Consider the following 11,183-nt stretch of genomic DNA (forward strand, 5'->3'; position numbering starts at 1 on the left):
CGGGCTGGCCGCGATGCCCGCTCCACATAGCTTTATGATAAAGCTAGCTCGAAAAATCGAGCCATCAACCGGCAAGCGCTGGCTTGCATTTTCGGCAACTGCATGCGATTCGATGCAACCTGCTCGCGTCATGGCGGCGGCCCTGCTTCGGAGATCGTATGGCCACGAAAGTCAGATCGAAGAAGGTCATGAACGAGCCGACGGTCTCTCGATCCGAGTTGCTGGTCGGCAGTTCGGACGAGACATTTCGTCAATTCGTCCATGACACCCTGGCCTTCGCCGCCCGCCTGCAGGACATTCGCAACCAGCTCGGCGAGGTGATCGGCCTGTCCGGCACGCAGTACACCGTCTTGATTGCGATCGCGCATCTGGGCGCGACCGCAGAGAAAATCGGGGTCAACCTGGTTGCCGACCATCTGCACTTCAGCGGCGCGTTCATCACGATCGAAATCAGCAAGCTGGTGGCCGCCGGACTGGTCGAGAAGGAAACCGACCCCGAAGACCGGCGCCGTGTCGTCCTGACCATCACAGCCAAGGCGCGAGCGCTGCTCAATGCACTTGCGCCGGTCCAGCGGCCGGCCAACGATATGCTGTTCAGTTGCCTTTCCGCGCAAGACTTCAAGAAGCTTCGCAGGATCATGTCTGATCTGGTCCAGACCGCCGATCAGGCGATCAAGTTGCTGGACTATACGTCGCCGGCTGTGCTGGCCGGTTCGACGCGCCGCTAGGCAAGATTCCCGAAAAAGAAAATGTTTTTCGTATCAATCGCTTATGCGTTTGGTGCGCTCGGAGGGCGGAGCAGAAGTGAGCAACTTCCACGCGGCCTCACGCGATCACGCGTGGGAAATGCTTGGACGCGCGCCCGTGGCGAGCGCGGCCGTCCCTTCTCGCCAGCGCCGGTTATGCCGCCTTCGCGAGCCCGACCTCAGCCCAGATTTCCGCCAATGCCTGCACCAGATGCTCGATATCGGCATCGGTGTGATGCGGCGACGGCGTGATGCGCAACCGCTCGGTACCGCGCGGCACCGTTGGATAGTTGATCGGCTGGACGTAGATGCCGTAACGGTCGATCAGGAGATCGCCGATCTGCTTGCACAGCACGGGATCACACACCATGACCGGAACGATGTGGCTCGGGTTGTCAAGATGCGCGACGCCCGCCCGATCGAGCCGCGAGCGCAATCGCGCAACCCGATCCTGATGCCGTTCGCGTTCCTGCGAGCTTGCCTTGAGATGCCGAATGCTGGCGAGCGCGCCGGCCGCTACCGCCGGCGGCAGCGAGGTGGTGAAGATAAAGCCGGACGCAAAGCTTCGGATGAAATCGCAGATAGTGGCTGAGGCAGCGACGTATCCCCCGATCACCCCGAACGCCTTGGCCAGCGTTCCCTCGATGACGGTGAGGCGATGGCTTACGCCTTCACGATCGGCGATGCCGCCGCCCCTCGGACCGTACAGCCCGACGCCGTGAACTTCATCGAGATAGGTCATGGCGTTATGCGCATCGGCCACGTCGCATAATTCCGCGATCGGCGCGATATCGCCATCCATCGAATAGACCGATTCGAACGCGACCAGCCTCGGCGCGTTCGGGTCGAGATCGCCGAGCTTTCGTTCAAGATCGCGGGGATCGTTGTGAGCGAAGATGCGCGTCTCGCTGCGGCTGTGGCGGATGCCCTCGATCATCGAGGCATGGTTGAGTTCGTCCGAGAGAATTGTGCAGCCCGGCATCCGTGATGCCAGCGTACTGAGCGAGGCCATGTTCGACACGTAGCCAGAGGTGAACAACAACGCTGCTTCCTTGCCATGGAGGTCGGCGAGTTCGCGCTCGAGCAGCACGTGATAGTGGTTGGTACCGGCGATATTACGGGTGCCGCCCGCGCCGGCGCCGCAACTGTCGAGCGCCTCATGCATTGCCGCAAGCACGGCCGGATGCTGGCCCATCCCGAGATAATCGTTGGAGCACCAGACGGTCACCTCGCCGGCACCGGCAGAATGGTGGTGCGTGGCACGCGGGAAGGCGCCGGCTTTGCGCTCGAGATCTGCGAAGACGCGATATCGTCCTTCGCGATGCAGGCCTTCGAGCTGTCGGCGAAAATAGGCTTCATAGTTCATGACGTCCTCCCGTTGATCGTTGCAGCCGGCTCCGTGCCGATATCAAGTGCCGTCGACGGTGTCGCCGGTGCGCGTTGCTCGCGGAAGCTCTGGCGAAATTGATCTTCAAGCCGTTGCCGCGCGCAGATCGCTTGCTGCCGCCGGGGCGGCGCAGCATCGGAACGCACACTCGCCAACACGACGATTTTAGGCGGCGCGTCCGATTCCTCGGTATCCGGCTTCTGTTCCATGGCGGTGTCCTCTGGCGGGAAACCCGAGCGCATACCCCATCCCCACAGCGCAATGGCAGGCATCGGGAGCAGCATGAACCAATGCTCGACGATGCCGAGCGCAAACAGCGTGGAAACCAAGGTCAGGGCGACGATGTCGAACGGCGTCGATGCCACTTCGGCGATGCGCTGGAGCATGATGACGAGAACGGCGCTCGCCAGCGTCACCGAGATCGGAAAGAAGGTACTGACCGACTTGCGGACGAAGTAGGTGTTCAGAAAACGCACGGCGTCCGGCATCAATTCGTCGTTGGTCACGGGCACGCCGAGGAACAGGTTGATCTTGGCGCTTTGCCGAAGCACCCAAAGCGCCGCGAATGTCCAACACCCGACATGATTCGATCCATTCCACGTCAGCGCCAGGATCGTCGCCCCGCAGGCCAGCAGCGCCAGTTCATGATAGAGGATCGCCTGCAGCGCGAAGCCAAGTCGCCGCGCGCCTTTCGCTCCCGCCGGGCATGGCTGCGGACGCGGGCCGGTCAGCCATCCCGCGAGAAACGCGATCTCCTGCGCGCCCCACAGCAGAATCGTGCAGCTGAAGGCTGCACCGGCAGAGCTGATGCCGGTATCATTCGCGGTCAGCGCAAGGCCGGGGAGCGATGCGAGCAGCAGGCTCGACGCCGAGATCATACGCAAGGTATCAGACCGTCCCGAACGCCCGACCAGCAGCAGCACTGCCCCGGTGCTGAACCACCACACAAAGGCTGCATAGATCGGTGCGACGATGTAGGAGGCCATGAACCCGCTCTTTCACCACGCTGGCTGCAGACAGATTTCGCGGGGCAAGGCGTTCGGCTTGGCCGGCAACAGATACAACCGCGCCAATGTCAGGGCTGCCTGCGCCGCGAGCCCTGCCCGGCCCACTTTCGAGAACATGCCGCCTCGGGCCCTGGCAGCGGCGATCTTCTCGGAGATCCGGCTCAACCGGTCGAGGCCCGCCATGAAGCGCGGATGATCGATATCGAGCATGACCGGGAAGACCTGCCTGGATATGTCCGAGGTGATCCGGAAGACCTGCTTGTCATAATCGGTCGGATGCATGCCGAGCGCCTCGTGGAAAGCCGGCCGCATGTGGTCGCGGACATACATGGTGGCGAAAACCGCGAGCAGGAAGAATTTGATCCAGAGCTTGTTGACCCCGCGCAGCAGCGAGGGATCCGCGCGCATCAGAAGCGCGAAGGCTTCGCCATGGCGAAACTCGTCGTTGCACCACCGTTCAAACCAGCGAAAGATCGGATGGAAGCGGCGCTCGGGGTGTCGCTCCATCTGGCGGAAAATGGTGATGTAGCGCGCGTAGCCGATCTTTTCAGACAGATAGGTTGCATAGAAGATGAACTTCGGCCGAAAGTACGTGTATTTCTTTGCCCGCGCGAGGAAACTCAGATCGACGCCGATGCCGTGATCCTTCAGGATTTCATTGATGAAGCCGGCATGGCGGGCCTCGTCCCGGCTCATGAAACCGAATAGTTCCTGAATTTCCCTGTTCTTGATGCGCTTCTTGATCTCAGCATAAAGAACACAGCCCGAGAATTCGGCCGTCAGCGAGCTGACAAGGAAATCCCTGAATTCCTTGCGCAGCTCGGGCGGCAGGCTTTCGAGGTCGTTCTTGAACTCGTCCGACTTGACGAAGTGCGACTTGTTATGATCGGCGCGCAACTCCCTCATCACCGAGTCCCACTCCGAGCGCACGAGACTGACGTCGAGCCGGTCCATTGCGTCGAAGTCGGTGGTGTAGAAGCGAGGACTGAGGATGGTGTCCTGTCGCGCCAGATCGGTGCTGTCGGGGTTGCCCTTGACGCTCGCTCCAAGCTGGCCCTGGCTGCCACCTTCCATCGGGATCATGATGCTCTCCCATCTGAAAAACTGACTTCATAGAGTTCGGTCAATTCGAGATAACCTTCGATCCGCGCACGCAGCCGGTCCAGCAGGCTGCCGCGCACGATCGTCGCAGTCCGGCGCACGACGAGCCGCTCGCCGAATTCGACGCGGGTCGGTGCGTCCCGGACCAAGACCTCGTCGCCGGGCTCGATCTGAACGTCGCCGTCGAGCACGACATGGGCATGCAGCGTCTCGGACGTCTGCTCGATCTCCACCGTGCAGGGAACTTCGAAGGTCTTGCGCGCACGGCGCCAACTGTTGCCCATCTTGACCTTGCTCATTTCGCGCTCCGTAAAGTCATCAGCCGTGCAAAGGCTTGCGTGTTGCTCGAACCGAAGGCGCCGAGATCGATCTGCTTGCCCGTCGATGTATCGGTAAGCGTGATCTGGCCGCCGGCATAGCGCGTCAGCCGAAACGGCGGCTGCGCGCCGATGTCGCCGAGCCTTCGCTCGCGGGCGAGGCCGCGCATCACGACGCGGATAAAACCGTTGCTGCCGGGCGCAAGAGTATCGATCAGCCGATGATTGCTCGCATCGAAGACCTGCACTGCACCGCCCTCACCGTCTTCGAACTGGAGATCACGGCTTTCGACCGCGGCAGGCAGCGTCATGTGGGCACCGCCGACCCCCGTGACGCGCACCGTGGTGGCGGCGGCGAGCGAGAACAGGACGAGCGCCGCCGCCGCAAACAACCATCCTCTGGGAACGACCGGCTCGTGAATGGCTTGGCTCATGAGGTCTTCTCCGTTCAGGCCGCGGCCGTGGCCGGCGAATTCATGTTGGCATTCGGCGCGTCTTCGGTTTCGCCCAACGCCAACAACGCGATCGCGGACGGATCGGGTTGGCCGGTGAGTGCTTCGGCAAGTTTCGCGGCGACCCGGGCTGCATCCGGAATCGATGTCAGCATCGGCTCCGGCGCACGCAGCCGCCACGGGCGAATATGCGGCCACAGCAGCAGATAGGACACCCGGTCACTACCCGAAAGACGCAGTGGAATGTCGCCGCTGCCGTCGCGATAGATTCTCAGGGCGGCGTTTGCGATCCGGCTGAACGGAATGTTCATGCTCACCGGCAGCGCGACTCCGAACTGGAACAAGACCCGCTTGCTGGTGATGGTGTAGCAGGCCGCACGCCGGAATAGCCAGGCGAGGCCGGCAAGCACCGCGATGGCGCTGATCGCCGGAAGGATCAGCCACAGGGCGGACCCGGCCGCCTCTCCCGCCGGCAAGCCGCGGGACCAGTTCGACCACAGCCTCCAGAGCAGCAGCAGCCCGAAATAGACGACGACCCCCCTGATGTGGAACGAGCGAAGCGCCAGGCCCGAGAAGGAGGGCTTGCCCTGCCAGATCACGTGTTCACCGGCCGGCAAAGCCGCCGGCAGCGCCTTGAACGGCGCGTCCCTGAACTGTCGATGATCCTGCTTCATATCATCGGCTCCTGCCGCGAGGGCGTGGCGTAGAGCGTGCCGGCGCCGAAATAGCCGCAGATCCGGTCTTCTTCGAGCTTGGTCACCTGGTCGAGGCTTTTGGTGACCGGGACATCGGCGAACTGACTGCCGAGGATCGCATCGACCGTGACGCGGCCGCGCTTGTGATTGACCAGCGCAAACGGCATCGGAAGCAGCACGCGCTTGGTAACAGCGTCTGATGTCGTCACTTCGACTTCGATATAGCGGATCAAGCCCTCGGCGCGATCGACCCAAACCTCGGTCGCGACGCCACCGATTTCGTTGTCGGCACCGATCACCCTCATTCCGCGCGGATCGGGATCGCGCGGTTCGAGGTAGGTACCTTCGGCCAGCCGCAACGGAACGATACACGGGATGTTGTCGATGTTCAGCTCAGGGGCGTCCTCGCGGTCGGCCCAAGCTCCGGGGCCAACACCGTCAAGCATCGGATTGCCGGTCGGCTCGAGCGGGGCACCCGGCCATTTGGCAATGGGAGCCGCAGCAACCTCGCGCCGATCGTTCTTGTGGTTGGGGAGCGTTGCGACGTGCCCGCTGCGCAACAGATACTCCTTGGGATCTGGCGCCATCGGGAAGCCGTGGACGACCCCGCCGCCGCTGGCCGTGGAGTCGAGCGGATAGCCTTCGCGCTTGTCTTCGCGGCGGAGATAGAAAATCAGGCACGCGAAGAAGATCCAGAATACATAGAGCGTAACCTGTGCGACGTCCAAATATGCGCCTTCTTGCATGGGACGATCTCCCCTTTGTTTGACTAACCTGGAAATTCGGCCAGGCCGAATCTGGATGGCGATTGCGAGAGCCCCGTTCGTGCCGTGCGCACGAGCGGGCCGATCGCGATCAGGGTGGTGAACAGCAAAGCGACTTCGATGTGGTAGACGACGCTGTATCCGGTCGACGGGTCGCTCATGGCCCGACCCAGCATCCCGGTGGCGGCAAGCGACGTCACGGCGTCGCGGATGCCGCCACCGAGCGCGATGCCGCCGCCGGCTGCGGTCGCCTGCACGGCACCCCATGTGCCGAGCGCCAGTCCGCTTTCGCCATCGCTTGCCAGCGCCATCGCCGCGGTCAGCGTCCCCGCGGCAAAGAGGCCGCCGCCGAAGCCGATCAGCGCGGTGCCGATCCGGAACAGCAATACGGAATTCAGCGGCGCCGCGAAGATCACCGCGGAAAACGCGAAAACGCCGGCCAGCGCGCCGAAGCCGGCGATCCGATAAGGATCGGCGTTGTGCCCGAGCGTACGTGCGGCGAGACCGAAACCGGCCAGCGTGCCGAGTGCGAAAAACGCCGTCAGCGCGGTGGTCTGACCGACGGTCAGTTTGAGGATTTCGGCGCCATATGGCTCCAGCAGAATGTCCTGCATCGAAAAGCCGGCGGTGCCGAGCGCCAGCGCGACGAGGACGCGGATCGAACCGCCGGACTCGCGGAACTTGGCCCAGGAATGTTGAAACTCCGGCCGCTCGCGCGCGGCCGATGTCAGCGACGGGTCGCGCGCTTCCTGCTTCCACAGCGCCGTGATGTTGAGCAGCAACTGGGTGAGGGCAACGCCCTGGATCACCTGGATCAAGCGGATCTCGTTGAAATTGCGTAACAGCTCGCTGAAGATCAGCGCGCTGCCGGCCATGCCGAACAGCAGCATCACATAAAGAAAGGCAACCACGCGCGGCCGCGCCTCCGCCGGCGCCAGGTCGGTTGCCAGCGCAAGTCCCGCGGTCTGCGTCGTGTGCATGCCCGCGCCGACCAGCAGAAAGGCCAACGCTGCACCGATTTGCCCGTACACCGCGGGATATTCGCCGGTACCCGATAGCACCAGAAGCGCGAACGGGAGAATGGCGAACCCGCCGAACTGCACCAGCGTCCCCATCCAGATATAGGGTACGCGGCGCCAGCCCAGCACCGAACGATGGTTGTCCGACTTGAAGCCGATCAGCACGCGGAATGGCGCGAACACCAGCGGCAGCGACACCATCAGCGAAACCAACAGCGTCGAGACGCCAAGCTCGACGATCATCACGCGATTGAGCGTGCCGTTGAGAAGCACGATGGAAATGCCGGTGGAGACCTGAAACAGCGACAGCCGCAACAGGCGCGGAAGCGGAAGCTCCTTGGTCGCCGCATCCGCAAACGGCAGGAAGCGGGTTCCGAGCCGCATCCACCCCTTGGCCAAGGTCGTCGAAATCCGGCTCATCGTGGAATCATCTCCAGAGCGTGCGATATGTAGAAACCGTTCGCGACCCGGCGGCCGCGCCCAAGCTGCCATCGCTCGAGATTCTCATCCGCCAACAGCAGCCGCCGCAATGTCTGCTCGGCCACCGGTTCGATCGCAGGTGCGCGATCGCCGCGCGGAAACAGCCCGCCCACCGCATGCATGACGGAAAGCGCTGCTGTCCTTGGCGCGAACGTCACCAGCAGCGCGGCGTTGGTGCGCATCGCCAGTCCCGCCACGATCCGGCAGATATCCGCCGGGCGGTAATGGATCAGCGAGTCCATCGCGACCACGAAGTCGAATGTTCCAAGCCTGGGATCGAGCATGTCGCCCGATCGGAAATCGAGCGTCGAGGAATCGAGATCGGCAGGGATGCGCTCGCGCGCCACCGACACCAGGGTTGGTGACAGGTCGATCGCGACAACACGCGCGCCGCGGCGCGCAGCCTCGATCGAGAGCGCCCCGGTGCCGCAACCGGCATCCAGCAGCCGCGCCCCGCTCAAATTCGCGGGCAGCCACGACAGCAAGGTGTTGCGCATTTCGTCTCGGCCGGCGCGGACGGTCGCGCGGATTCGCCCAACCGGCGCATCCGACGTCAGCCGGGACCAGGCATCGACCGCGGTACGATCGAAATACGTTTGCAACTCTCCACGCCGTTCCAGATATGTGGCGACAGACATCAGTCGAACCCCAACAGGTCGAAGATTTCACGATCCTTCAGCGATTTTCCCGGCAGCGGCTCGATGCGGCCGGCCCAGAGTTCGCTCGCGAGCCGCATATATTCGTGCTGGACCGCGACCAATTCCGGCGTCGGATCCATTTCGAACAATGTCGATTTCTTCAGCCGGCTCTTGCGGATGATGTCGAGATCCGGAAAGTGCGCGACCCGCCTCAAGCCGGCCTTTTCGCTGTAACGGTCGATCTGGTCGGTTGCGATGCTGCGGTTGGCGATGACGCCGCCGAGCCGCACGCCATAGTTTTTCGATTTGGCTTCGATCGCGGCGACGATGCGATTCATCGCGAAGATCGAGTCGAAGTCGTTGGCCGCGACGATCAGGGCGCGGTCGGAATGCTGCAGCGGCGCGGCAAAGCCGCCGCAAACCACATCGCCCAGCACGTCGAAGATCACGACGTCGGTATCCTCGAGCAGATGGTGCTCCTTGAGGAGCTTGACGGTCTGACCGACGACATAGCCGCCGCAGCCGGTGCCCGCCGGCGGACCGCCGGCCTCCAGGCACATGACGCCATTGTAACCCTCGAACACGAAGTCTTCCGGCCGAAGTTCCTCGGCGTGGAAGTTGACATGCTCCAGGACATCGATGACGGTCGGCACCAGCCGCTTGGTGAGCGTGAAGGTGGAATCATGCTTGGGATCGCAGCCGATCTGCAGCACGCGCTTGCCGAGTTTCGAGAAGGCGACCGACAGGTTCGAGGACGTCGTGCTCTTGCCTATCCCGCCCTTGCCGTAAACCGAGAACACTTTCGCGGTGCCAATCTTGAGCTTGGGATCGAGCTGAACCTGAACGCTGCCCTCGCCGTCGCCGCAACATGACGGGCTCCTGAGTGATGACGGTTTGGTCTGGATATTCATGCTGCGACTCCCACGCCTTCGAGGCGGTCCTCGAGCTCCTCGCCCGCCTTTCGGAGGACATCGAGCATCTCCGGATCGGGTGACCAGTATTTGCGCTCGTGTGCTTCGATGAGCCGGTTCGCGACTTTCGCGGAGGCCACGGGATTGAGTGAAGCCAATCGCTCGCGCATTTCGGGATCGAGCACAAAGGTCTCGGTGAGCTGCCGATAAACCCACGGCGCCACTTCGCCCGTGGTGGCCGACCAGCCCATGGTGTTGGTGACGTGCTCCTCGATCTGGCGAACGCCTTCGTAACCATGCTTGAGCATGCCCTCATACCATTTCGGATTCAGCATCCGGGTTCGGGTCTCGAGCGCGACCTGCTCTGACAGTGTACGAACCGTACCCTGCCCTCTGGTCTGATCGCCGATATAGACCGGTGCCGACGCGCCGCTCTTGGCCATGCGCACCGCGCGGCTGATCCCGCCCAGCGTGTCGAAATAATGATCGACGGTGGTGACGCCGAGTTCGACCGAATCCAGATTCTGGTAGGCCAGATCGACGGTCGCGAGCGCATTCTTCAACAGTGCCGTGTGCTGAACCGGTTGCCCCTTGACGCCATAGGCAAAACCCTTGCGGCGTGTATAGGTCTCTGCAAGCTCGTCCTCATCATCCCAACGCCCGTTCTCGACCAGATGGTTGACGTTCGAACCGTAAGCGCCGTCGGCGTTGCCGAACACGCGCAACGACGCGGTTTCCAGATCGCAATTGTGCGTCGCCTGACAGGCCAGCGCGTGTTTGCGAACGAAATTCTGCTCAGTCGGCTCATCGGCGGAGGCGGCGAGCAGGCATGCCTCCGCGAGCAGCTTGATCTGCAGCGGCAGCAGGTCGCGAAAGATGCCGGACATGGTGATGATGACATCGATGCGCGGCCGCTTGAGCTGGTCGAGCGGCATCAGCTCCGCCCCGCTCAGCCGGCCATAGCCGTCGAAGCGCGGTGTCGCGCCAACCAATGCGAGGGCTTGCCCGATCGGCGCGCCCTCGTTCTTGAGGTTGTCGGTGCCCCAGAGCACGATCGCGACCGACTCGGGAAGGCCGTGTCCCTCTGCGATATGCTTGTCGATCAGTCGCTGGGCCTGCAGCGCGCCATCCCGCACGGCATAGGCGCTGGGAATACGGAACGGATCGAACCCGTGGATATTTCGCCCCGTCGGAAGGATCGCCGGCGTCCGCAACAGATCGCCGCCGGGCGCCGGCCGCACGAACTTGCCGTCGAGCGCATCCAGGATGGCTGGAATCTCCCGGTCCTTGGCGAGCCAGCCGTCGATCGCGGCAAGCTCGCGATGGAGCCTGCGAGCCGCATCGTCGGAGGCCGGCAACGGCTCCATCGCCTCGCCGCCCACAATCGCCTCCAGCAGGGCTTTATCGAGATGGACGCCGTAGGAAGCATCGGCCACCGCCTGCAGCATCTCGACGCGTTGTTCGAGCGACGGCGCTGCACCGATGATGTGGAGGCCGTGCGGGATCAGCGAATATTCGAGCTCGAGCACCGCATCGGCGAGCTTGCCGATGGCCTTTGCCTGATCCGTCCATGCAGGGTTCGCTTCCGCAAGATCCAGCGCGCTCGCCTGCGCCTGGATCAATTCTGCCAGAGCCTGGCGTTCTGAATCCTCACCCGGCGGCAGGC

At 63.1% G+C, this 11,183-nt stretch carries 12 protein-coding genes; 1 reads left to right on the forward strand and 11 read right to left on the reverse strand.

The genetic code is table 11. From position 1 onward, the window contains the following. Positions 1–188 precede the first annotated feature (188 nt). The gene (locus tag WCB02_RS34130; protein ID WP_423965482.1) at positions 189–728 is read left to right on the forward strand and encodes a MarR family winged helix-turn-helix transcriptional regulator; all 540 of its coding nucleotides are present in this window, start codon (positions 189–191) and stop codon (positions 726–728) included. Positions 729–900: 172 nt separating this feature from the next. On the opposite strand, the gene hemA is transcribed toward WCB02_RS34130, so the two are convergent. The 11 genes from hemA to WCB02_RS34185 all read right to left on the reverse strand — a co-directional run. Continuing rightward, positions 901–2,112 carry a 5-aminolevulinate synthase gene (gene hemA, locus WCB02_RS34135; protein WP_423965484.1) on the reverse strand — a complete coding sequence of 404 codons (1,212 nt, stop codon included), beginning with the start codon at positions 2,110–2,112 and terminating at the stop codon, positions 901–903. Then, on the reverse strand, positions 2,109–3,119 hold the full coding sequence (gene puhE, locus WCB02_RS34140; RefSeq protein WP_423965486.1) for a putative photosynthetic complex assembly protein PuhE: 1,011 nt from the start codon (positions 3,117–3,119) through the stop codon (positions 2,109–2,111). Before puhE ends, hemA begins: the two co-directional genes overlap by 4 nt. A 12-nt stretch (positions 3,120–3,131) precedes the next feature. After that, on the reverse strand, positions 3,132–4,223 hold the full coding sequence (gene acsF / locus WCB02_RS34145) for a magnesium-protoporphyrin IX monomethyl ester (oxidative) cyclase (RefSeq protein WP_423965489.1): 1,092 nt from the start codon (positions 4,221–4,223) through the stop codon (positions 3,132–3,134). Then, on the reverse strand, positions 4,220–4,525 hold the full coding sequence (locus WCB02_RS34150) for a hypothetical protein (RefSeq protein WP_423965507.1): 306 nt from the start codon (positions 4,523–4,525) through the stop codon (positions 4,220–4,222). The genes acsF and WCB02_RS34150 overlap by 4 nt, the downstream gene beginning before the upstream one ends. A gap of 11 nt (positions 4,526–4,536) precedes the next feature. Further along, positions 4,537–4,992: a photosynthetic complex assembly protein PuhC gene (gene puhC, locus WCB02_RS34155; RefSeq protein ID WP_423965491.1), complete on the reverse strand. Its 456-nt coding sequence runs from the start codon at positions 4,990–4,992 to the stop codon at positions 4,537–4,539. A gap of 14 nt (positions 4,993–5,006) precedes the next feature. Then, positions 5,007–5,684 carry a photosynthetic complex putative assembly protein PuhB gene (gene puhB, locus WCB02_RS34160; protein WP_423965493.1) on the reverse strand — a complete coding sequence of 226 codons (678 nt, stop codon included), beginning with the start codon at positions 5,682–5,684 and terminating at the stop codon, positions 5,007–5,009. Continuing rightward, complete coding sequence (gene puhA / locus WCB02_RS34165; protein WP_423965496.1) at positions 5,681–6,451, reverse strand: photosynthetic reaction center subunit H; 771 nt, start codon at positions 6,449–6,451, stop codon at positions 5,681–5,683. Before puhA ends, puhB begins: the two co-directional genes overlap by 4 nt. Before the next feature lie 23 nt (positions 6,452–6,474). Beyond that, a complete protein-coding gene (locus tag WCB02_RS34170) occupies positions 6,475–7,908 on the reverse strand; it encodes an MFS transporter (protein ID WP_423965498.1) in 1,434 nt (477 codons plus the stop codon). Then, on the reverse strand, positions 7,905–8,606 hold the full coding sequence (gene bchM / locus WCB02_RS34175) for a magnesium protoporphyrin IX methyltransferase (RefSeq protein ID WP_423965501.1): 702 nt from the start codon (positions 8,604–8,606) through the stop codon (positions 7,905–7,907). Before bchM ends, WCB02_RS34170 begins: the two co-directional genes overlap by 4 nt. Next, positions 8,606–9,517: a ferredoxin:protochlorophyllide reductase (ATP-dependent) iron-sulfur ATP-binding protein gene (gene bchL, locus WCB02_RS34180; RefSeq protein ID WP_423965503.1), complete on the reverse strand. Its 912-nt coding sequence runs from the start codon at positions 9,515–9,517 to the stop codon at positions 8,606–8,608. Before bchL ends, bchM begins: the two co-directional genes overlap by 1 nt. After that, positions 9,514–11,183, reverse strand: a 1,670-nt coding sequence (locus tag WCB02_RS34185) for a cobaltochelatase subunit CobN (protein ID WP_423965505.1), incomplete at its 5' end; no start/stop codon positions are given. The genes WCB02_RS34185 and bchL, both read right to left, overlap by 4 nt.

Origin of the sequence: Bradyrhizobium sp. (genome assembly GCF_049581145.1) — a bacterium.
Taxonomy (GTDB): domain Bacteria; phylum Pseudomonadota; class Alphaproteobacteria; order Rhizobiales; family Xanthobacteraceae; genus Bradyrhizobium.

Bases quoted from the DNA above. Each gene is read 5' to 3' on its own strand.
- WCB02_RS34130 (WP_423965482.1), top strand. From the start codon at position 189: ATGAACGAGCCGACGGTCTCTCGATCCGAGTTGCTGGTCGGCAGTTCG.
- hemA (WP_423965484.1), bottom strand. From the start codon at position 2,112: ATGAACTATGAAGCCTATTTTCGCCGACAGCTCGAAGGCCTGCATCGC.
- puhE (WP_423965486.1), bottom strand. From the start codon at position 3,119: ATGGCCTCCTACATCGTCGCACCGATCTATGCAGCCTTTGTGTGGTGG.
- acsF (WP_423965489.1), bottom strand. From the start codon at position 4,223: ATGATCCCGATGGAAGGTGGCAGCCAGGGCCAGCTTGGAGCGAGCGTC.
- WCB02_RS34150 (WP_423965507.1), bottom strand. From the start codon at position 4,525: ATGGGCAACAGTTGGCGCCGTGCGCGCAAGACCTTCGAAGTTCCCTGC.
- puhC (WP_423965491.1), bottom strand. From the start codon at position 4,992: ATGAGCCAAGCCATTCACGAGCCGGTCGTTCCCAGAGGATGGTTGTTT.
- puhB (WP_423965493.1), bottom strand. From the start codon at position 5,684: ATGAAGCAGGATCATCGACAGTTCAGGGACGCGCCGTTCAAGGCGCTG.
- puhA (WP_423965496.1), bottom strand. From the start codon at position 6,451: ATGCAAGAAGGCGCATATTTGGACGTCGCACAGGTTACGCTCTATGTA.
- WCB02_RS34170 (WP_423965498.1), bottom strand. From the start codon at position 7,908: ATGAGCCGGATTTCGACGACCTTGGCCAAGGGGTGGATGCGGCTCGGA.
- bchM (WP_423965501.1), bottom strand. From the start codon at position 8,606: ATGTCTGTCGCCACATATCTGGAACGGCGTGGAGAGTTGCAAACGTAT.
- bchL (WP_423965503.1), bottom strand. From the start codon at position 9,517: ATGAATATCCAGACCAAACCGTCATCACTCAGGAGCCCGTCATGTTGC.